At 46.4% G+C, this 22,231-nt stretch carries 17 protein-coding genes; 9 read left to right on the top strand and 8 right to left on the bottom strand.

Annotation, left to right across the window (positions count from 1 at the left end; genetic code table 11):
• Nucleotides 1-27 precede the first annotated feature (27 nt).
• The 3 genes from E0D71_RS03385 to E0D71_RS03375 are packed head-to-tail and all read right to left on the bottom strand — an operon-like array spanning nt 28 to nt 5,812.
• Nucleotides 28-3,411, bottom strand: a complete 3,384-nt coding sequence (locus E0D71_RS03385; RefSeq protein ID WP_133001872.1) for a transglutaminase family protein — start codon at nt 3,409-3,411, stop codon at nt 28-30.
• Nucleotides 3,408-4,352 (bottom strand): alpha-E domain-containing protein, encoded by a 945-nt coding sequence (locus E0D71_RS03380; RefSeq protein WP_133001871.1) that lies wholly within the window; start codon nt 4,350-4,352, stop codon nt 3,408-3,410. The genes E0D71_RS03385 and E0D71_RS03380 overlap by 4 nt, the downstream gene beginning before the upstream one ends.
• Nucleotides 4,353-4,354: 2 nt before the next feature.
• On the bottom strand, nt 4,355-5,812 hold the full coding sequence (locus E0D71_RS03375; protein WP_133001870.1) for a circularly permuted type 2 ATP-grasp protein: 1,458 nt from the start codon (nt 5,810-5,812) through the stop codon (nt 4,355-4,357).
• 356 nt (nt 5,813-6,168) lie between these two features.
• On the opposite strand from E0D71_RS03375, the gene E0D71_RS03370 reads away from it, so the two are divergent.
• The 3 genes from E0D71_RS03370 to E0D71_RS03360 all read left to right on the top strand — a co-directional run bounded on the left by E0D71_RS03370 (nt 6,169) and on the right by E0D71_RS03360 (nt 10,002).
• Nucleotides 6,169-7,383 carry an FAD-dependent oxidoreductase gene (locus E0D71_RS03370; RefSeq protein ID WP_133001869.1) on the top strand — a complete coding sequence of 405 codons (1,215 nt, stop codon included), beginning with the start codon at nt 6,169-6,171 and terminating at the stop codon, nt 7,381-7,383.
• A 218-nt stretch (nt 7,384-7,601) separates the two neighbouring features.
• Nucleotides 7,602-8,927 (top strand): Na+/H+ antiporter NhaC family protein, encoded by a 1,326-nt coding sequence (locus tag E0D71_RS03365; protein ID WP_133001868.1) that lies wholly within the window; start codon nt 7,602-7,604, stop codon nt 8,925-8,927.
• A 193-nt stretch (nt 8,928-9,120) separates the two neighbouring features.
• Nucleotides 9,121-10,002 carry a DMT family transporter gene (locus E0D71_RS03360; protein WP_133001867.1) on the top strand — a complete coding sequence of 294 codons (882 nt, stop codon included), beginning with the start codon at nt 9,121-9,123 and terminating at the stop codon, nt 10,000-10,002.
• A 20-nt stretch (nt 10,003-10,022) separates the two neighbouring features.
• Here E0D71_RS03360 and E0D71_RS03355 read toward each other — a convergent pair whose 3' ends face one another.
• On the bottom strand, nt 10,023-10,592 hold the full coding sequence (locus tag E0D71_RS03355) for a TetR/AcrR family transcriptional regulator (RefSeq protein WP_133001866.1): 570 nt from the start codon (nt 10,590-10,592) through the stop codon (nt 10,023-10,025).
• 136 nt (nt 10,593-10,728) lie between these two features.
• Between E0D71_RS03355 and E0D71_RS03350 the strand changes: the two genes are divergently transcribed.
• Both E0D71_RS03350 and E0D71_RS03345 read left to right on the top strand, forming a co-directional pair.
• Nucleotides 10,729-11,916 (top strand): efflux RND transporter periplasmic adaptor subunit, encoded by a 1,188-nt coding sequence (locus E0D71_RS03350; RefSeq protein WP_133001865.1) that lies wholly within the window; start codon nt 10,729-10,731, stop codon nt 11,914-11,916.
• Nucleotides 11,917-11,928: 12 nt separating this feature from the next.
• Nucleotides 11,929-15,096: an efflux RND transporter permease subunit gene (locus tag E0D71_RS03345; protein ID WP_133001864.1), complete on the top strand. Its 3,168-nt coding sequence runs from the start codon at nt 11,929-11,931 to the stop codon at nt 15,094-15,096.
• A gap of 115 nt (nt 15,097-15,211) precedes the next feature.
• Here the strand turns inward: E0D71_RS03345 and E0D71_RS03340 are convergent, their stop codons facing one another.
• A complete protein-coding gene (locus E0D71_RS03340) occupies nt 15,212-16,423 on the bottom strand; it encodes an aromatic amino acid transaminase (RefSeq protein ID WP_133001863.1) in 1,212 nt (403 codons plus the stop codon).
• Nucleotides 16,423-17,364 (bottom strand): DMT family transporter, encoded by a 942-nt coding sequence (locus E0D71_RS03335; protein WP_133001862.1) that lies wholly within the window; start codon nt 17,362-17,364, stop codon nt 16,423-16,425. The genes E0D71_RS03340 and E0D71_RS03335 overlap by 1 nt, the downstream gene beginning before the upstream one ends.
• A gap of 149 nt (nt 17,365-17,513) precedes the next feature.
• Here E0D71_RS03335 and E0D71_RS03330 point away from each other — a divergent pair, with 149 nt between their 5' ends.
• The 3 genes from E0D71_RS03330 (at nt 17,514) to erpA (ending at nt 20,149) form a co-directional block, all read left to right on the top strand.
• Nucleotides 17,514-17,969: an Lrp/AsnC family transcriptional regulator gene (locus E0D71_RS03330; protein ID WP_133001861.1), complete on the top strand. Its 456-nt coding sequence runs from the start codon at nt 17,514-17,516 to the stop codon at nt 17,967-17,969.
• A gap of 176 nt (nt 17,970-18,145) precedes the next feature.
• Nucleotides 18,146-19,729, top strand: coding sequence for a peptide chain release factor 3 (locus tag E0D71_RS03325; RefSeq protein WP_133001860.1), 1,584 nt, complete (start codon nt 18,146-18,148; stop codon nt 19,727-19,729).
• A 72-nt stretch (nt 19,730-19,801) separates the two neighbouring features.
• A complete protein-coding gene (gene erpA, locus E0D71_RS03320) occupies nt 19,802-20,149 on the top strand; it encodes an iron-sulfur cluster insertion protein ErpA (RefSeq protein ID WP_115896802.1) in 348 nt (115 codons plus the stop codon).
• A 68-nt stretch (nt 20,150-20,217) separates the two neighbouring features.
• Here erpA and E0D71_RS03315 read toward each other — a convergent pair whose 3' ends face one another.
• Nucleotides 20,218-21,066: a hypothetical protein gene (locus E0D71_RS03315; protein ID WP_133001859.1), complete on the bottom strand. Its 849-nt coding sequence runs from the start codon at nt 21,064-21,066 to the stop codon at nt 20,218-20,220.
• Between the two features lie 102 nt (nt 21,067-21,168).
• Nucleotides 21,169-21,471 (bottom strand): YhbY family RNA-binding protein, encoded by a 303-nt coding sequence (locus E0D71_RS03310; RefSeq protein ID WP_133001858.1) that lies wholly within the window; start codon nt 21,469-21,471, stop codon nt 21,169-21,171.
• Nucleotides 21,472-21,570: 99 nt separating this feature from the next.
• Between E0D71_RS03310 and rlmE the strand changes: the two genes are divergently transcribed.
• Nucleotides 21,571-22,191 carry a 23S rRNA (uridine(2552)-2'-O)-methyltransferase RlmE gene (gene rlmE, locus E0D71_RS03305; protein WP_133001857.1) on the top strand — a complete coding sequence of 207 codons (621 nt, stop codon included), beginning with the start codon at nt 21,571-21,573 and terminating at the stop codon, nt 22,189-22,191.
• Nucleotides 22,192-22,231 lie beyond the last annotated feature (40 nt).

Raw genomic sequence — 22,231 nt, 5'->3', positions numbered from 1 at the left:
GTGCGTGTGAGCCTAAAAAATTAACGATCAGAGTACAGTATACTGCTTACGCAAATCTAATGTATGAGGATATTCATCCATTGGCTCTTCTGCTGGTGGTGCCATGGCTTTAGGAGGCTCCTCATTGGGGTAAAAAGCCCGCAATGCATTAAACGCCGACGGTTGTGATAACTCGCCTTGGGTAAAGCCATGATCCCAGAAACGATTGACACGACGAGCTTCCGCCTCGTTGCTATTGACCGGCAAATTATCATAAGTACGTCCACCTGGGTGCGTAACATGATAAGTACAACCGCCAATCGATAAGCCATTCCAAGTATCGATTAAATCAAATACCAGTGGCGTATCTGTTCCCAATGTTGGGTGTAAAGCGGATGGTGGCGCCCATGCTTTGTAACGCACCGCGCCAACAAACTCACCTTTACGGCCAGTAGAGCGGATTGGTACACGGCGGCCATTACAGCTCAATACATAACGACCTTCGGTTAAACCAGTAAGTTTGACCTGTAGACGTTCTACAGAAGAATCAACATAACGGGCGGTGCCGGAGGCGGTAATTTCTTCCCCAAGTACATGCCAAGGCTCGATGGCCCAGCGCAATTCAATTTCCACATCGTCTATTTGCTGGCGACCATAATGAGGGAAGCGGAATTCTTCAAACGGCGTTAACCATTCTAATTTGAATGGAAAACCGTGGCGTTGTAAGTCTTCCACGACTTCTTTGATGTCTTGCCAGACAAAATGCGGCAGCATGAATTTATCGTGCAAGCTGGTGCCCCAACGAACCAGTGGTTTTTTATAGGGTTCTTTCCAGAAACGTGCCACCAAGCAGCGCAATAGCAGCATTTGCACCAAAGACATGTGTGGATGCGGTGGCATTTCAAAACCACGAAACTCCAATAATCCTTGGCGTCCACTGGCGCTACCGGCGGCGTACAATTTGTCGATACAGAACTCTGAACGATGGGTATTACCGGTAATGTCGACCAGTAGGTTGCGCATCAAGCGGTCGACCAACCAAGGCTCGTGAACAAAGCCATCGGGCATATTTTGAAAAGCAATTTCCATCTCATATAAGGCTTCGTCTCGACCTTCGTCTGGGCGTGGTGCCTGACTGGTCGGGCCGATAAACATGCCAGAAAACAAGTAAGAAAGGCCTGGGTGATGCTGCCAAAAAGTCACCAGACTTTGCAGCAATTCTGGGCGTCTTAGTAAGGGGCTGTCTGCTGGAGTGCGACCGCCAAGGGTCACATGGTTGCCGCCACCGGTCCCAGTATGGCGACCATCGAGCATGAATTTTTCAGCGCCAAGGCGTGACAAATACGCTTGGTGATACAAGGTTTCTGTATTGTGTACGAGCTCTTCCCATGAGCCAGCAGGATGAATGTTAACCTCGATCACACCTGGATCAGGGGTGATCAAAAATTTCTGTAAACGCGCGTCTTTAGGTGGTTCATAGCCTTCAATCACGACTGGCAGGTCAAGCGTTGTGGCGACACTTTCAATGTGGTTCAACAAGCTCACAAAATGCTCTAGATGCGTGGTCGGCGGCATAAAGACATGCAAGCGTCCCTCTCGTGGCTCAATACAAAGGGTGGTACGAATGACGTTTTTCAGTGTTTTTTCAGTCGCTTGTTTTTCTTCCGCTAACAAGGGCGCTGTTGGCTTTTTCGCGAAGTGCTGTTTGGCCACATTGTTAAGGACCGTTGCGCTGGCTTTTTCGGTTTTATTCGCGAGCGGCTGACGAGGGTCGAAAGGGTCCCGTTCGGGAATTCGATCTTCTTCGGCAACGGGCGGCAATGAATCCAAAGGAAGACGATAACCCATTGGGCTGTCGCCAGGAATCAAGGTGATGACGTCGCTGCGCATTGGCCACAGTGAACTTTGCCATTGATGACGGCTGGTATCGAACTCAATTGGCAAAATATAACCGGTTGTCGTGCTTAGCCCGCGGTTCAGCAGTTTGGCTAAGCGACGACGTTCTAGGTCGTCTTTTAGATCGGCTTTTCTTGGGTCGGCTGTGACTGGAAGAGACTGCTCTAGCCATAAATAGTAAAGCGTGTCTTCGTAGGTGTCTTGTAGGTATTTGCCATCCAATTTGAGGGCAGTACACAGCTGATCACCAAAGGCTTTGGCGTCTTTGATCGTGTGCTTGTAATCTTTATCGACGCGTGCGAGATAGTCTTGGTTATGCCACAGTGCTTCGCCATCGGTGCGCCAGAAACACCCTAATGCCCAACGTGGGACTTCTTCTCCTGGGTACCATTTGCCTTGACCATAATGCAGTAACCCATTGGCACCAAACTCTTTTTTCATGCGCAGTAAGAGGTCTTTAGCCAGTTTGAGCTTTTCAGCACCGAGTGCACCGGTATTCCATTGTTCGCCATCCATGTCATCGATGGAAACAAACGTAGGCTCACCCCCCATGGTTAAGCGGACGTCGCCTTCGTCAAGCTGCTTATCGACGGCAAAACCTAGGGCTTTGATGTTTTCCCATTCGCCTTCTGCATAGGGTTTGCTCACTCGTGGGTCTTCGTGAATACGAGTGACTATGTTGCTGTAACTAAATTCGCATTCACATTCGTCAATCAAGCCCGAAATCGGTGCGGCCGAAGCGGGTTCTGGCGTACAGGCTAATGGAATGTGACCTTCACCGGCAAAAAGGCCAGAAGTGGGGTCTAATCCAACCCAACCAGCACCTGGTAAGTAGACTTCACACCACGCGTGTAAGTCGGTGAAATCTTCTTCAGGGCCAGATGGGCCATCAAGGGCTTTGACATCGGAAGTCAGCTGGACCAGATAACCTGAAGCAAAGCGTGCGGCCAACCCTAAACTGCGCAAAATTTGCACCAATAACCATGAGGTATCACGGCAGGAGCCTTTTGCTAGTGTTAGCGTTTCTTCTGGCGTTTGCACGCCAGGTTCTAGGCGAATGCCATAGCCAATATCGCCTGCCAAACGGCTATTGATCGCCACTAGGAAGTCGTTGATAGGCGTTTCTTTGCGGTCTACCGCAGACAGCCATTTGTCTAATAACGGGCAAGAGTCGGTGACTTGTAAATACGGGGCCAACTCTTTTTTCAGCGCTTTGTCATAGGCAAAAGGGTAGTTTTCTGCGTAGCTTTCGACAAAGAAATCGAATGGATTGATGACCGTCATGTCGGCGATGACTTCCACCATAAATTCGAGTTTATTGGTTTTTTCAGGGAACACCAAACGGGTTTGGAAATTGCCAAATGGGTCTTGCTGTAAATTGATAAAGTGCGTTTCAGGCAGTACTTTTAGTGAGTAACTGTGGATTTTGGTACGAGAATGCGCGGCCGGTTGCAGCCTCAAAATATGAGGCCCAACATTGATAAATCGATCAAAGTCGTAAGTGGTTTTATGCTGTATTGCTATTCTAATCGTCACGCGGCATCTCCTTGGCGAAAATTGAACCAACTCTCAGTAATGTGGTGGTTTATTTCGATGACTTTTAGTTGCAGATCATTGAGATAATCGTGGAACTCAGCATTAATGTCTTCGGAGCTGGAAATCGGGTAGTGCTGCTCGCTTAATGCTTTTATTTGAGCCGTGATAAGGCCCGCGCGCGGTAGCTTAGCCGCCGCTTCTCTAATTTGTTCTAAACAATAGGTAAGGCTTCGTGGGAAGCAAGGATCATTCAGTAAAAAGCTCACCGCTTTGGCGCCATTAATGGATGAGCGGACAGTACGGCGGTAGTCTAAGTGAGCGCTTTGCGATCTAAGCACTTTCGACCAAACCACCTGACCAAGTCGAACATCTTCCTCTTCTTTCGATTGCAGCATCACTGACACGGCGGCATCAATAATGCGGCTATTCATGTCAGCACGTTCAAGGTAACGACCCATGATCAAAAAGTGCCAACCGCAGTCGCGACTCATGGCTCCAGCTAAGAGGCCGATGATTTTCTGGCAGCCTTCAATAATGGTGTTTAAGAAAACATGACGTTCCGAGCGGTTAATGCCTTGTTTGATATTTTGCCTAGCGTATAAATCCAACTCATTGATCAGCTCCCACATTTCTTCAGGCACAACGTCTCGTGTGGTACGAATGTTTTCGCGGACGGCTTTAAGGGAAGACAGCATGGAACCTGGGTTGATGTCATCGGCGAGCAAAAACTTCACCACATTGCGTTCGTCTTTTACTTTGTAGCGCTGTTCAAACTGTTCTACGCCACTGTTGATTTCAATTAAGTTGTACCAAGAGATTTCAATGTCTCTTGGGAGGTCAAAAAGAAGCTCGTCGTACACACTGACTAAGCGGGCGGTGTTTTCCACACGCTCCAAATAACGTGCGCTCCAATATAAGCGCTCTGCCACTCTAGATAACATAGTTATTGCCCCTTTGTTTCGACAATCCAAGTGTCTTTACTACCACCGCCTTGTGACGAGTTAACGACCAAGGAGCCTTTTTTCATGGCCACTCGTGTGAGTCCGCCTGTGGTGACATAGGTTTCTTTGCTTTGCAAAATGAATGGACGCAGATCCAAATGGCGAGGCTCTAATGTGCCTTTTGCAATGAGCGTTGGGGCCGTGGAGAGCTTCAAAGTAGGCTGTGCGATGTAGTTGCGTGGGTTGCTTTGAATGAGCTCTGCGAACATGGCTTGTTCTTTTTTAGTTGAGTGAGGCCCAACCAGCATGCCGTAACCACCTGATTCGTTAGCGGGTTTTACCACCAATTTGTCGAGGTTTTCTAATACGTAGGCTCGTTGTTCTGGGTCTTCACATAAGAAGGTTTTCACGTTCTTCAGGATGGGTTCTTCGTCGAGGTAATAACGAATAATAGCCGGTACATAAGCGTACACTACTTTGTCATCCGCTACGCCGGCACCTGGTGCGTTGGCGAGAGCCACATTGCCTTTGCTCCAGGCTCTCATTAAGCCTGGAACGCCCAATACGGATTCCGAATCAAACGCGTCTGGGTCGAGAAATAAATCATCAATACGACGGTAAATAACGTCGACACGCTCAGGCCCATTAATGGTTTTCATGTAGACACAGTCGTCTTCTTCATCAACAAATAGATCGCTGCCTTCCACCAGTTCTGCGCCCATTTGTTGTGCTAAGAAAGCGTGTTCAAAATACGCTGAGTTATAGATGCCTGGGGTGAGTACGACAATTTCTGGGTTTTCTATGTCCCGTGGCGACAGCGCCGCCAAGGTATCAAAAAGGTGAGAGGTGTAAGAGCCAACAGGAAGAATGTCGTCGTTTTCAAATAGCTCAGGCAATACACGTTTTGTGATCGCGCGGTTTTCTAACATGTAAGAAACGCCAGAAGGAACGCGTAAATTGTCTTCTAACACATAAAAGTCGCCGACGTCGTCGCGCACTAAATCAGTACCACAAATGTGCGCCCAAACGCCGAAAGCAGGAGACACGCCGACGCATTCTGGTCTGAAGTTTTTTGAATCTTTAATGATGTGGGCGGGGATAATGCCGTCTTTGATGACGTTTTGGTCGTGGTAGAGGTCGTCGATGAATAAGTTAAGGGCTTTTAGGCGTTGTTTTAAGCCCGCTTCTGCAATGCGCCACTCTGACGCTTCAATGGTGCGAGGAACAATGTCAAAAGGCCAAGCTCTGTCGATGTTTCCTTCTTCGGTATAAACAGTAAAGCTTATGCCCATTTCTTGGATAGTGGCTTCGGCAGTGAGCCTGCGCTTTTCTAATTCTTCTTCGGATAAACTGTTTAAATAATTCAGTAGTTGTTCGGCTGGTGCTCTTGGCTTTCCTTGTGGGTCTATTAGTTCATCAAAAAAATCTTTTGATTGATATTGGCTACTCAAACTGTCCATTTACACCTCGCTTTATTATTAGCTTTTGGGCTTTGATCTTAAAAATGGTGCGATTCCTTGCACTTGTTGGCCTAGCGCGCCCCCTTTTTCAGAGGCTTATTTGTTATGCTTACGCGTTATAGAATTAATAATAACCGTACTGATAATCTGACATTAGCGCGCTAATTAGGCAAATGAAATACAGCAAGTATTGCGCCAGAGTGTGTTTTTTTAAGAGAAATAATCGAATGACTATGACTTGGCGTGATTAAGCGCAAGACATTATTGGACTAAGGTCGTTACTATTTCTTTATTGGTTGGAATCTAGCTAAACAACGTCAGAGAGCAAATTAATCTGGCCGTGATAGGAAAATATCGTGAATAAGGCAAAGCAAGTTGCTATCGCAGGGGCTGGAATCGGTGGACTGAGCGCCGCATTGGCGTTGGCAAAGACAGGTCATAAGGTCACTATCTTTGAACAAGCCAGTCAACTTGGTGAAGTGGGAGCAGGCTTGCAAATGAGCCCGAACGCCATGAAGGTGTTGCGTTACTTAGGGGTAGAAGACGCCTTACGTGCGTTTGCTTTTGTGCCACAGCATGCCTGTATACGACATTTCAAAAGCGGCGATTATTACCTTAAAAGCCCATTAGGGGCGTCGTCGGAAGCGCGTTATGGGGCGCCTTATTGGCATTTACACCGTGCTGATTTGCATAAAGTACTGCTTGCTGCCTGCGAAAAGGTCGGTGTGACGCTGGTGTTAGGCCGCAGTGTGGAAAGTTATCTTGAACAAGATGATCAAGTCATTGTCATGTTGGCGGACAAATCACAACACAGGGCGGATTTATTGATTGGCGCTGACGGCATTCGTTCCGTGATTCGAGAGCAGATGTTAGGAAAAGAGTCGCCGACCTTTATGAAACAGGTGGCGTGGCGTGGTGTGATTCCTGTTAGCGAACTTGATGGCGTGACCATTCAACCTGATGCGTGTGTGTGGGTGGGGCCAAAGCGTCACCTAGTGACTTATTACTTACGTGGCGGTGAATGGGTGAATTTTGTTGCGGTGGAGGAACGAGATGATTGGCACCAAGAATCTTGGCGTGAAGAGGGCGACATCAACGAGCTGAAAGCCGCTTTTGCTGGCTGGCATCCAGAGGTGAGTGGTCTATTGGCGAAAGCGCAGAGTACTTTTTTGTGGGCGTTAAATGGCCGTGAAGCCTTGTCGACTTGGCATCAAGGCCGAGTCGTGTTGCTCGGCGATGCTTGCCACCCTATGTTGCCTTTTATGGCGCAAGGGGCCGCGATGGCGATTGAAGATGCTTATGCGTTGGGGCGATTGCTTGAACAACATGCGTTGCCACTTGCACTTGCTCGTTATGAAGCGCTGCGTAAACCAAGAGCGACCAAAATTCAGGCGATGTCAAAAGACAATGCTGGTTTATACCATATGCGTGGTGGTGCATTAGGTCGGATGAAACTGAACGCTCTTCGCGTCGCATCTGAGTATTGTCCACAGCTCATTCATGCCAAGTTGGACCCTGTTTATGGGTATGATCTTGAAGGTGAGTTGGTTGACTCTTCCCGTGAGGGTTAGAGGGTATTATGGTGTCTTGTTTTTATAGCGGTTTAATATAAAGAGTTAATAGAATTGCGATAAATCGTTATAACAATTTACAACAAATACAGCACAAATTATTATTGGCCTAGACTTGCCGATTTCATTAATATCGGCGCCCTTCTCATTCTCAAGGCCATAAGCTGCGAGGAAACGTTTTAATTTAGAAACAACTCAATCTGGAAACAACAGACATTATGACTTCTAAAACTCCGCTGGCGCTTCTGCCGTTAGCGCTTTTTCTCGTTCTTTTTGTAGGCAGCGGCCTTTGGTATCAAGCGCATGATGTTGATTATGCCTTTTATCAGATTTCGGCGCCGGTCGCGATTTTACCTGCTATAGCGTTGGCTATTTTGTTGGGCAAAGGCGCTTTGAATAAGCGCATTGAAACCTTTGTGAATGGGGTTGGCGATAACACCATCACAACCATGATATTGATCTACTTGCTAGCCGGCGCGTTTGCCAGTGTGGCGAAAGCAGTCGGTGGGGTGGATGCCACGGTTAACTTTGGTTTAAGCATAGTGCCTCCTTCGATGATCTTGCCGGGCCTGTTTGTGATTACCGCCTTTGTTGCAACGTCGATGGGAACCTCAATGGGGACGATTGCTGCCATTGCACCGATTGCCATAGGCGTCGCTGAAGCTGCGGATTTACCTATGTTGTTGACCGTTGGTACCGTCATTGGTGGTGCTATGTTTGGTGACAACCTGTCGATTATCTCTGATACCACGATTGCGGCAACTCGCACCCAGGGTTGTGATATGAGAGATAAGTTCAAAATGAACTTTAAAATCGCTTTACCAGCGGCGATCTTGACGCTGATTTGGTTGTTCTTTCAAAGCAGCGCTGCGCAAATTAGCGCGCCTCAGGACTACGACCTTATTCGAGTCTTACCTTATGTGGCAGTTTTAGGACTGGCCGTTGCGGGTGTGAACGTGATGTTGGTGCTGTTTAGCGGTATTGTGTTGGCGGGTGGCATTGGTCTTTCGCTACAAGAGGGCTACACCTTCGCTACCTGGTCTAAAGATATCTACTCAGGCTACACCGGCATGCAAGAAATTCTGATCTTGTCTTTGTTGATTGGTGGTTTGGGCGCGTTAATGAAAGCGCAAGGTGGTTTGGATTGGCTGGTGTCGGCGATTGAGAAAATCAGTCGCATTTTTGGTGCCAAACCAGGCTCCACCAGAGCAGGCGAGCTGAGTATTAGTGCATCGGTGGCGTTAACAAACCTGTGTACTGCTAATAACACTGTGTCTATTTTGATTAATGGCTCGGTCGCAAAAGACATTTCAGCACGTTATAACGTTGATCCACGTCGCAGCGCTAGCCTATTGGATATATTCTCTTGTGTGACGCAAGGAATCTTACCTTACGGTGCGCAAATATTATTGGCGTCTTCTTTGGCTAAGGTATCGCCTTTGTCTTTGATCGGCTACGTGCAGTACAGCTGGATATTGGGTGTCATCGCTTTGTTGTCTATTTTCTTTGCATGGCCAAAAGTAACGCCGTTACCAGCAAAATAGCCACGGGATTTTAGTCAGCAGTAGAAAAGCCTGTTTTACATGGATAAAATGTAAAGCGGGCTTTTTATTGTCTTGAAAATGAGAGAATCAATCGCGCCTTTTAAAGGAGGCATAACCTCCTGCATTATCCGCTCCCCTTTTCATATATACTCACCGCAAATTATTACTGCCGAATTGATACTAAGGACAGATTTTGAAACAAGGATCGCACTTAAAAGCCGAATTTATATTGGTTTTTGTTACTGTTTTGGCCGGCCTTGGTTGGATTTTTTCAAAAGAAGCGCTAGCCGGGTTACCACCACTTTTTTTTATGGGTGCACGGTTTTTGGTCGCGGGCTTCATTTTGGTGCTGGCAGGGCGTCGATTTTTTTATGGCTTAGTGTGGGATGACGTTAAAAAAGCCATGCTTGTCGGTTTGGTGATGGGCGTGGCCATGATGTTTTGGATCAGTGGTCTGGATCGAGCTTCCAACCTTGGTGTGGGGGCCTTTATTACCAGCTTGGGCGTGGTTTTAGTGCCTGTATTTGGGCGCTTTATTTTTAAGGATCATCCGCCAAAGAGTATTTGGGTTGCGCTGCCAGTTGCTGTGGCTGGGTTGGCTTTTTTAGCACTCGGTAATGGCGTGAGCTACGAAGTGGCGCAGTTGTTATTTTTGGGCGCCGCCTTAACGTTTGCGTTCCAGTTTAATTTATTGTCTCGATTATCTACCCGTATTCACGTGTTGGTGCTGACCGCGATTCAACTAATGGTAGCTGGGTGCTTTTTACTCCTTTTGTCTGTGTTTTCGGAGGATTTACCGAGCAGTGTATCGCTTGAGGTGGCTGGTTGGTTCTTAGCAAGCGCCTTAATTGCCACCAGTTTGCGTTTTTTATTGCAAACCTACGGGCAAAGTTTAACGCCCACCAGTCATGCGGCCGTGATCATGAACCTTGAGCCTGTTTGGACCTCTTTGTTTGCCGCCGTATGGTTTTCGGAGTCGATGAGTCAGCAACAGCTGGTTGGGTGTGGGCTTATTTTTCTGGCGATGCTGATCAGTCGCTGGACTCAGATCAGGGCGATATTCACGGCCTCTTAGCTGGGCGGCAGTGTGTTAGGTTAGCCTGGCAATATATCTTCTAATACTTTGCTGTATAAGTTTATGGTGGCGGTAGATGGGGGCTCCCGTTGGTCGTCCCAGCGCGTCATAAAACCTTCTGTAATGGTAATCAGCAAATCAATGCGCGCGATAATTTCTTCTTTCCCCATCGTTGGGTATCTTTCTTGCATTATTTCAATCGCTCTATTCTGCAAGAGTAGATGCGATTTGTAGCAAATATTAGAGATCACGGTATTGCGTGCTGCTTCCGCTTTGATCTCTATCGTCAGAATGCGCATATTGTGTCTGGCTTCGTTTGGTGTCGCGACATGACGAGCGAGCCAGTTTTGCTTATTTAAGAATTCCGACATGAATTCTAGGCGATAGGATGTTGTTTGTTCTACCAATGCACAAATAATGTCATCTTTATGTGCAAAATAACGATAGATCTGTCCGACGCTCAATTCGGCAGATTTGGCGACTTCGCTCATGCTTGCTTTATGAAAGCCCTTGCTTATTGCTTGCTCTTTCATCGCATCGATAATGCGTTGGCGATGATCAGTGTATTTTTGAATGCAGTTGGTTTTCATAGCGTATTTACTCTGTATTTCTATTAATGCACCTAGTTCTCATTTATTTGCACGTTTATTCGTATAACGGTTTGTTATGTTCGATTATAGTGAGAATGAACGTTCATTCTCAATGTACTTAAAGGATAAATCCTCGATGTTGTCTAAATTCAAATATGCCTCAGGCGCTCTTTTAATCATGCTTTTAGCTGGTTGTGAAGAACAGGCATCTTCTAATGCGGCGGCGCCTCAAGCGCCAAAAGTGGAAGTTGGTGTTGTCGTTGTAGCACCTCAAAAAGTAGTACTTACTACCGAGTTACCAGGTCGGACTGCATCTAGCCTTGTTGCTGAGATTCGTCCTCAAGTGGGTGGCATTGTTAAAAAGCGTCTTTTTGAAGAAGGACAAGATGTAAAAGAGGGTCAACCTCTGTATCAATTAGATGACTCTACTTATGTGGCAACTTATAACCAAGCACAAGCGGATTTAGACTCCTCGGCTGCGAGCCTTAAGTCAGCAGAGCTAACTTACAATCGTTACAAAGTACTGCGTAAGCAAAATAATGTTTCTCAATCGGATTTAGACGATGTTTACGCGGCTTATTTAGAAGCTGTCGCGAGCGAGAAAAAAGCGAAAGCGTCCGTTGAGAACGCTAAAATTGATCTAGAGCATACTAAGGTACGCTCACCAATCAGTGGTCGCATTGGTATTTCTCAGGTAACCGTTGGCGCCTTGGTTACCGCAAGCCAGACTACGGTAATGGCAACAGTTCGTTCACTTGATCCTATTTTTGTGGATTTATCTCAAACCAGTTTAGACCAACTGAATAAGCGCAACTTATTGAACGAGCCAAATATCACTAAGAGTGATAACAAGGTTTCTTTAGTACTTGAAGATGGCACAACCTATGAACATCAAGGGGTTCTAAAAGCCCGTGAAGTCAGTGTTGATGAGTCAACCGGCAGTGTTACTCTGCGCGCTGAGTTCCCTAACCCAGACGATAAACTTTTACCGGGTATGTTTGTGCGCGGTGAAGTCAATGAAGCTGTGGACAGTGCCGCTATCATAGTGCCTCAACAAGCGGTTTTTCGTAATGCGAAAGGTCAGGCAGTATCGTATGTTGTGAATAAAGACAACAAAATTGAGCAAAGAATTCTGACTACGGCAAGAACGTTCGGCAATCAATGGATGGTCACTTCAGGCTTGAAAGCAGGCGATAAAGTGGTTGTAGAAGGATCGTCTAAGGTTCGTATCGGCAGCGATGTGTCAGTTGTTCAGCTTCAATTTGACTCTAAAACGGACACAATGAAAGAAATTAGCGCTTCAGAAGCTTCTTCTTCAAACTAAGGACATATCGATATGTTGGCTCGTTTTTTTGTTAATCGTCCCGTTTTTGCGTGGGTGATTGCGATCGCAATTATGCTGACTGGGGTGGCTGCTATTTTTGAGCTCCCAGTTGCGCAATATCCTGATGTGGCGCCGCCGTCCATCAGTGTTTCAACTACCTACACTGGGGCCTCTGCAAAGACGGTTGAAAACAGTGTCGTGCAGGTAATTGAAGAACAGTTGAGCGGTATCGATGGCTTATTGTACTTCTCTTCTACCAGTTCATCCGATGGCTCCGCTAATATTACGGTTACCTTTAAACAAGGTACGGACCCTGACATTGCGCAAGTTCAAGTGCAAAACAAGGTGCAGCAGGTAACATCCCGTTTGCCGCAAACCGTTCAGGACAATGGCGTTACCGTTAAAAAAGCAAACAGCGATTATTTATTGATTGCTGCGATATACGACTCAAAAGATAAAGATAAAGCGAGTGATATCTCAGACTTTATCGTGTCGAATATTCAAGACCCAGTATCTCGTGTAGCGGGTGTGGGTGATTACAAGGTATTTGGTTCGCAATATTCTATGCGCATCTGGCTTGACCCATTAAAACTGGCGTCTTACAGCCTAATGCCGAGCGACATTACCAGTGCGATTGAAGCACAAAACGTTCAAATTGCAGCCGGTGACCTTGGTAGCCGTCCTTCTGTGCAAGGGCAAGAGTTGAACGTAACCGTGACGGCTCAATCGAAAATGGAAACGGTGAAAGAGTTCCAGAATATCATTCTGACACACCAAGAATCTGGTGCCATTGTTCGAGTTAAAGACGTTGCGAAAGTAGAGCTAGGCAGTGAATCTTACGATGTGATTGCACGCTTAAATGGCCACCCTGCGGCCGGTATTGCGGTCATGCTTTCTCCGGGCGCGAACGCATTATCGACCTCTGAAGCGGTAAAACAGAAATTAGCGCAACTTCACGGGACTTTCCCAGATGGCTATAAATTAGCCTACCCTGTGGATAACACCGCCTTTATCAAAGACTCTATTGAGGAAGTGGTAAAAACGCTATTTGAAGCGATCGTACTCGTTGTTGTCGTGATGTTTGTCTTCTTGCAGAACTGGCGTGCCACCTTGATCCCGGCCATTGCGGTTCCTGTTGTGCTTTTAGGTACCTTCGGTATTTTGAGCCTGTTTGGTTATTCGATAAACGTACTGACCATGTTTGGTATTGTGCTCTCGATCGGGTTGCTGGTGGATGATGCCATCGTGGTGGTGGAAAACGTCGAACGAGTCATGCGGGAGGATAATTTATCGCCCCGAGATGCCACGCTTAAGTCCATGCAAGAGATTACCAGCGCCTTGATCGGTATTGCGGTTGTATTGGCTGCGGTATTCTTACCTATGGCGTTCTTTAGTGGTTCAACTGGGGTTATTTACCGTCAGTTCTCTATCACTATTGTTTCTTCTATGGCTTTGTCTGTACTGGTTGCGTTGACGTTAACGCCTGTATTGTGTGCAACCTTGTTGAAACCAGGTCACGGTGAAAGCGAAAAAGGTTTGGCGGGTTTCTTCAACCGCAATTTTGATCGTGCGACAGACGCTTATAGTAATACCGTGGGGCGTCTAGTTAAGCGCCCGATACGCTGGATGTTTGGCTATGCCTTGATTATTGGTGCTCTAAGTTGGTTGATGACGAACTTGCCAACGGGCTTCTTGCCAGTAGAAGACCAAGGTTATGTCATTGTCATGGTGTCCTTGCCTGAAGGTGCTTCATTGAATCGTACCAATGAAGTAATGCGTGATATTGAGCATCACTTCATGGTGAACGAGAAGAAAGATATGAAGAGTATCTTTACTATCTCAGGCTTTAACTTCATGGGAACGGGGCAAAATGCCGGTCTTGCGTTTGTGGTATTGAAAGATTGGGCTGAACGTCCTAATCCTGAAGACAGTGCTGGGGCCGTAGTGGGTCGTTCTTTTGCCGCACTGGGTAAAATACGCGATGCGCGCATCTTTAGTTTGTTGCCGCCTTCTATTCGTGGTCTAGGTCAGAGTAATGGCTTTACCTTTGAATTACAGGCTTCGGGTAATACAGACCGTGCCACTCTATTGAAAATGCGTGACAAACTCTTGCAAGACGCCAATGCAAGTAAATTGCTGATGGGTGTTCGTCTGGGTAGCCAGTCAGAATCGCCTCAGTTGTTTATTGATATCGATAAAGAGAAAGCGTCCGCACTGGGGCTGTCATTGTCGGATATTAGTAATACGCTAAGCACTGCTTGGGCAGGTGATTACGTCAATGACTTTATTGACCGTGGCCGAGTGAAAAAAGTCTACGTGGAAGGCGATGCTAAATATCGCTCTTCACCGAATGACCTTGAAAATTGGTATGTACGTAGTGCCGATGACACCATGACGCCTTTCTCTGCGTTCGCTACGTCTAAGTGGACTTATGGGGCGAAAAGTTTGGCTCGTTTCAATGGTCTTCCAGCGTATGAAATTCAAGGGAGCGGCGCGCCAGGAGTAAGTTCTGGTCAAGCAATGAGTGAGTTGCAGAAAGTAGCCAGCAGTTTGCCTGGTACAACTGGCGCATGGAGTGGCTTGTCTTATCAAGAGCAGCAATCCAGTGGTCAATCGTTGGTCTTGTACAGTATCTCGATTCTGGTTGTCTTCTTATGTTTGGCTGCGCTATATGAAAGTTGGACAGTGCCATTCTCGGTTATCTTGGTGATTCCTCTTGGGGTTATTGGTGCGGTTTTCGCCGCTCATCTAAGAGGCTTGGAGAACGATGTTTACTTCCAGGTTGCCTTGCTCACGACAATAGGTTTGTCATCCAAAAACGCCATCTTGATTGTGGAGTTTGCGGAAGCGGCCTACATGCGTGGTGCGACTGTGTGGGAGGCGGCAAAAGAAGGGGCGCGTTTACGACTAAGACCAATCATTATGACTTCGATGGCCTTTATTGTCGGTACTTTGCCACTGGCTGTCTCCACTGGCGCTGGTGCGAATAGCCGAGTGTCGATTGGTTCTGGTATCGTTGGTGGTACTTTGACAGCGACCATATTGGCGATCTTCTTCGTGCCTTTGTTCTTTGTCTTGGTGCGTCGTTTGTTCCCAGGGCGTAAAGTGATTCCAGCAGACAATGTTGAAATGACTGCGATCACTGATGACCATCAAGATACGCTAAACAACGAAAAATAAGTCGCTAATAAAGACACATTATGAGCGATAAAAAAGGAGCCGAGAGGCTCCTTTTTTTGTGCTTTACGTTTGACCTACTGTCGTTCTGGTCGCGTAATTGAGTGCAAAAAGGCGATTAGGCGGTCAGTTGGTTCGCGTTGTTATGATTGCCCCATTGGCTGATGTCGATCAAGGCATTGGCCAAGGTGCGAATTTGGTGGGTTTGCAGTCCGGCGATGTTTATTCGGCCAATAGAGGTGCCGTAGATGGCGTGCTTCTCTTGCAGTTGTTGCATCTGAGCTGCGCTAAATGGCAACAAAGAAAACATGCCTTTTTGCTTGGCTAGAGCGCACAGTTCCGCGCTGGCGCCTAACGCTTTTAGGGTGCTTCCTAGTTGCTGGCGAATGGTTAAGATTCGTAGGCGACACTTGGTTAGCTCTGCGGTCCATTGTTCTGGATGGTTGAAAACAAATGCCGCGACGGCGGCCCCATGATCAGGTGGCATTGAGTAATTAACGCGTGCAATGTGCTCTAATAACACTCTTACACTAGGTTGTTGTGCCGTGTCCTTTGTGACTATGGTTGCTGCGCCTGTGCGTTCACAATACAGCCCCATGTTTTTGGAGCAGCTGGACGCAATCAAGACGAGGTCCAGTTGGCTGACGAGCCATCTTAAGCCCGCCGCATCGGTCTCAGGGCCGTCGCCAAACCCTTGGTAAGCCATATCGATAAGCGGGATCACGCCGGTGTTTTTACAGAAGGTTGCCAACGCCTGCCACTGAGCAAAAGTGGGATCAATGCCAGAAGGGTTATGACAGCAACCGTGCAGCAGCAGAATGTCGCCGCGGTGAGCGTCTATCAAATCAGAGAAGCAGGATTCGATGTCCAACACCCCCTCTTTTTGCTGCCATCTGAAGTGGTTTACCCTAAGTCCTGCCGCCTCCATGATAGGTTGATGATTGATGTAACCTGGATCAGTATTCCAGACGGTGGCGTTGGGGGAGAGGCGATGAATAAAGTCACCTAAGACACGGAGTGCCCCTGTGCCTCCGACCGTTTGTATGGTGCAGTGATGGGCGGCGGATGCCTTGTCTGGCGACAATAAAAACTGCCCCATATGATGATTAAACTGAGCATTGCCAGACAGCGGTTTATAAGCTTTGGATTGTGCGTTATTGGCAAGCCAATGTTCTGCTTTTTGAACAATATCAAACACCGGCGTTTGCCCTGATTCGTCTCGATACACGCCGATGACTAAATCGATTTTATGGTCTCGCTTATCTTCTTTGAATAGGCGAATTAATTCCCATAATGGGTCTGTTTCTAATGGCGGAAGTGTGGATAGCATTAGTTGTTTTCCTTGTGGGCAGCCGGTTTTGTTCTTGTTGATAAAAGAACGCCAATAGTGGTGAGAGAAATGCCAACGATAATGGGCATAGAAAGTGATTCGCCAAAAATAGGGAAAGCCAGTAATGCGGTGAGTACTGGGGAGAGAGACCCCATAACGGCTGCGCGAGCAGCGCCCAGTTGGCGGATTGCATAGGTGTAGCCTGTGGTGGCCAATACGCCAACACCTACCCCTTGAACCAAAATAAAGGCGAATGAGTTTTGCAGAGTGGCTTGTTCTAAGTGGCTGTCAACAAAACCGAAAATCATCATGGCGATGGTTATGACCAGGGAAATGGCCGATAAAATAAGCGCCACGGCAATAGGGTCTAGCGTCGCGCGCTTTAAACCAATGGTATAGACAGCCCACACCATGCTGGCAGCAATCAAAAACAATAAACCGTCTTTCATAGTGTTGGATAAGGTCTGATTGTCGCCAAAGGTCATCACCATGATGCCGATGAGAATAAGAGAAAGCGCAGCACCTTGTGTTTTGGTAAGGGTTTGGCGATAGACTAGATACAAAAGCGTAGGCACAAAAAAAGGTTGAGTGCCGACTAAAAAGTTCCCCACATAAGCCGTCGGTACTTTACTTGCGCCATAAGCGGCCAGAAAGAAGAAGGGCAAGCCACCCAATAAAATCAGCATAATATCCGACCATCTTGCGTTCTTGATCTGTTGGAAACGAGAAGGAAGAAAGGGCAGCAGCAAGATAAAAGGCACCGCAAAGCGAATAAGGGCCACATCGGCAGTGGCCAAAGGCGAACTGTGAATCGCGCGCATAGTCAGCGCAAAGCCAGACCAGATTAACAGCACCAGTGTCATCGCAATATAGCCCATCAGAAGAGGAGGGAAGGTGTCTTTCGAGCGGCTAATTTGAGGGCTTAATTCAATCTGTTTCATGGCTAAAATACTCGGTTTAGAGTGGCTTGTTATGACTGCTATTATCTCCTGTGATGGACGCTTTTATCTGGCAAATTGATCTCTAATTTTGTTAATCTTGGTGGAAAGAAGCGTTTTAAAATTAAATACTGATGGATATCGGCGTCACTATGGATCGAATTGATAAAGACATACTAAAGATTATTCAAAGCGATGGGCGACTCTCTACGGCAGAATTGTCAGAGAAGGTTGGTTTGTCACCCTCACCGTGTGCAAGACGTTTAAAGCGCCTAGAGGAGGAAGGTTACATTGAGTCCTACCAAGCGCGCTTAAACAAAACAAAAGTCGGCATAGGCATGAGCTTCTTTGTGGACGTGCGTTTGAATAATCATCAGGCGTCGTCGGTTGAGGATTTTGAACGGGATATTTCGGCCATAGAAGAAGCCATTAATGTGCATATTGTTTCTGGCGCTTACGATTACCTAGTGGAAGTGGTGAGCAAAGATTTAGCCGGCTTTGAAGCCTTTACCAGAAAGCTGCATCGCTTATCCAGTGTGAAAGACTTCCATACGCACCTTGCTGTGCGGCAAGTGAAAGGCAACACGGCCTTGCCGATTTACCTTTAAAACGAGATGGGATGAGCGCGCTAATAAAAGTGAATGGGCTAACTCGTGCGAAACTTCTGAATTTTTAAATGAGCGAAAAGAAAGGGGTTTTGATAGAATCCCGCCCAACAGTAAAAAATTGCATAAAACACGTTTTGTATCCAATAAAAACGTGCATAAAAGAGAATCCTATAAAGATGAGTCAAGAATTTATTAGTAAAGTCGATGAGCGTCGCACGTTCGCCATCATCTCTCACCCGGATGCTGGTAAGACTACGATTACCGAAAAATTGTTGTTGCTTGGGCAGCTTATTCAAACCGCAGGTTCGGTAAAAGGGCGCAAAGGCGATAAGCATGCGACCTCAGACTGGATGGCCATGGAGAAGCAACGTGGTATCTCTATTACGTCTTCTGTCATGCAGTTTCCTTATAAAGGTCGTACCGTCAATTTGTTGGATACACCTGGGCACGAAGATTTCTCGGAAGATACTTATCGCACATTGACCGCTGTAGACTCAGTGTTGATGATCATCGATGGCGCAAAAGGGGTCGAGGATCGCACGATCAAATTGATGGATGTCTGTCGTTTACGTGATACGCCTATTTTAACCTTCATCAATAAAATGGACCGTGATATTCGTGATCCTATTGATTTGTTAGATGAAGTCGAAGACGTTTTGAAAATTGCTGCGGCCCCCATTACCTGGCCGATTGGTATGAGCGACTTCTTTAAAGGGGTCTACAACCTTTATACCGATACGATTCATGTGTTTGTTCGTGGTCGCGGACATACCTTGATGGACGATATTCGCATTGAAGGTTTACAGTCGGATGAAGCTAAAGAATTGCTTGGTGATGACTGGGAAGCTTATGTTGATGAAATCGAATTGGTGCGCGGTGCAAGTCATGAATTTGATCAAGAAGCGTACTTAAATGGTGAATTAACGCCTGTGTTTTTTGGTACGGCACTGTCTAACTTTGGCGTACGTGAAATGTTAGATGGCTTTGTTGAGTGGTCACCATCACCGATTGGTCGTGAAACCAACACTCGTAAAGTAGAAGCGACGGAAGAGAAGTTTTCCGGCTTTATCTTTAAAATTCAAGCCAATATGGACCCGAAACACCGTGACCGTATTGCTTTTATGCGAGTGTGTTCAGGGACTTATAGCCGTGGTATGAAAATGCGCCATTGCCGCTTAGGCAAGGACATTAAAATTACCGATGCGGTGTCCTTTACCGCCGGTGATCGAGAAGGGGTTGAAGAAGCTTTTTCTGGTGACATCATAGGTCTGCATAACCATGGCACGATTCAGATCGGTGATACGTTCACCGAAGGTGAAGACCTTAAATTTACCGGTATTCCACACTTTGCGCCTGAACTTTTCCGCCGTGTTCGCCTTAAAGACCCAATGAAGATGAAGGCCTTGCAGAAAGGTTTGCAACAACTGTCTGAAGAAGGTTCGACACAGTTATTTATGCCACAGCGCAATAATGAGCTGATTGTTGGTGCGGTTGGTCAGCTGCAGTACGAAGTGGTGGCTTACCGTTTGAAAGATGAGTACAAGGTTGAGTGTATTTACGAAGCGGTTAACGTCAACAGTGCGCGCTGGGTTGATTGTGAAGATCCAAAGCGTTTTGAAGAATTTAAACGAAAATGTGCAGATAACTTGGCAATCGATGGCGGCGGACATTTGACGTATTTGGCGCCAACCCGCGTAAACCTGATGATGGCTGAAGAAAAGTGGCCTGAAGTTTCGTTCCGTTCAACGCGAGAGCATTGATCAATACTTGACTATTTTACTAGGATAAGAGGATAATTTGATTATTCTTAAATTAGGTTTAGTGGTATCAAAATGAGTGTTGTTGAATCGGCAAATCCCATCGAGTTTACTTCGGCGGCGGCAGCTAAGTTGCAAACTCTGATTGAGGAAGAAGAAAACGATCGCTTAATGTTGCGTGTTTATGTGACAGGAGGCGGTTGTTCTGGGTTTCAGTATGGTTTTACGTTTGATGAAGAGCATCAAGAAGACGATACAGAAGTTCAGCGAGATGGTGTGACGCTAGTGGTAGATCCTTTGAGCTTTCAGTACTTGGTTGGTTCAGAAGTGGATTACCAAGAAAACTTGGAAGGTTCTCGCTTTACCGTGAAAAACCCTAATGCGACATCAACTTGTGGTTGTGGCGCAAGCTTTAGCATCTAGTTCTTTGTTTGAATATTAAAAAGGCCCTTCAGTTTTGAAGGGCCTTTTTTTTGCATTGATAGAAAAAGTCATGCCTTTGTATAAAGGTAATTGCTTTTTCTGTTGGTTTCTTTGAGTGCTTGAGCGTGGCTGTTGAGCGGTGGGTAATGCCCAATGTACAAAAGCCCCATTTTTTTGTCACCAAGAACAATAGGACGAAGGCTCGCGCCTTGGGTTCGCCAAAGCCGTAAGCCATAAATGTCGGGTGTTTTATTGTCTTCCTCTGACGGCGGCGGTGTGAGCAAGGGGTATAAAGGCGACAGTTGATCCGGCTCGCCGTCTAGATCCAGCAGAATATGGTAGTAGGTAATCTGCTGGCCGATAAATTCGGGCGTGTAAGGCGTTTTTAATAAGGGCAGTGTATTTTCCTTTGGGATGTGTGAGAAAAAATACGGTATTTCTGGTGACCCTTGATGGGCAGACAGCAGAACGGTCATTTCGACGGGGTTGCCGTAAGCAGGTTTTACTGGAATGCGAAAGCGTAGCTGCTTTTTTGCAGGCTGCTTTTTTATTTCAGGCTCTTGATAACTGTTGCTGTTGATGACCGGCGCGTCAGATTGGGCTCTGTTGGGAGGGGCTTGTAAGAAAAGACGCCATTCTTTGTTGTCTATATTGAGCTCTTCTGGAGACAGAATGGATAGCTCAGTGTTTAATATGTGATTAAGAATGTGTTCGATCAGATTTGCAAAAATACTAGATGAAGCTGTTAGTGGTGTTTTTTGTTCGCTGTCTAAGTGAATTTCTTTCACTTCATTCGCGGCCGTGCTTAGGTCCACAGAGTCTTTCTGTGTCATCAAAGGACGGTTTTTTAATTTGCCTGTCGCCTGAGGTTTGTTCGGCTGAGTTCCGACTCTATTTAAAGCTTCTATAAATAGCATTGGATGAATCCTTTATGAGATACAAAGGATATCGGCCAAATTCCAGGTAAGTTTAGTGAAATAGCCTATTTTTTAAACAGCTAGGCTATTTCACTGACGTTCTTAGCGAAGTAGGTTGGAAAGCTTTGGGTTAGCTTCTAACGCTGCGCGGTAAAAAAGTGCAACCTTACCAATCGTTTGGACCACTTCACACTTCATGATTTTACTGATTTCTGCAATCAGTGCTGTTCTTACGTCACGATCCATGACGCTAATACGAACCTTGATTAGCTCGTGATCTTCTAGAGCACGATCGATTTCGGTTAGTACCGATTCCGTTAAGCCGTTACCTGCGATCATAACAACAGGATTAAGGGCGTGACCAATTAAGCGATATTGCTTTTTTTGTGCGTTTGTCAGACTCATAATAAAAATTTCTCATCTTAGTTAACCCTCTTTATTGGAGGCTTTAGAGGTTAAGCGATATTATAGCGGAATATAGACTGATTTAGGTATGATGAAACCGTGGCAAGATCAAAAAGTAGTAATAGTTGGATGAAGGAACATTTTGACGATCCATATGTCAAAAAATCCCAGCAAGATGGTTATCGCTCTAGAGCCAGCTATAAGCTGATAGAGATTAACGATAAAGACAAATTGTTCCGCCCTGCGATCAGGGTGGTTGATTTGGGGGCGGCCCCTGGTGGGTGGTCTCAAATCGCAGCGAAACTGGTTGGGGATAAGGGCACGATAGTCGCGTCTGATATTCTTGAAATGGCGCCTTTGCCAGGTGTCACCTTTGTGCAAGGTGATTTTACTGAGCAAAGTGTCTATGAAGCCATTTTGGCAGAAATGGGGGATGAAAAGGCAGATCTTGTAATTTCAGATATGGCCCCCAATATGAGTGGTAATAGTGCGTCTGATCAGCCTCAGGCTATGTATCTTGTAGAGCTGGCTTTGGATATGGCGGCGCAAGTGTTGCGTCCCGGCGGGAACTTCTTGGTGAAAGTGTTTCAAGGAGAGGGTTTTGAGGAATATCTCAAAGCTATGCGTGCGCAGTTTGCGAGCGTTGTAACACGAAAACCGGAAGCATCGCGTGCACGTAGCCGCGAAGTTTATTTATTAGGAAGACAATACAAAGGTTAATTAAGCGTGTTCTGGTATGATACTGGAAACATTAAATATA

This window comes from Marinomonas sp. KMM3893, assembly GCF_004352855.1.
GTDB classification, from domain to species: Bacteria; Pseudomonadota; Gammaproteobacteria; order Pseudomonadales; family Marinomonadaceae; genus Marinomonas; species Marinomonas arenicola.
The sequence above is the reverse complement of the archived record's forward strand: the minus strand, read 5'-3'. Positions and strand labels throughout refer to the sequence as shown.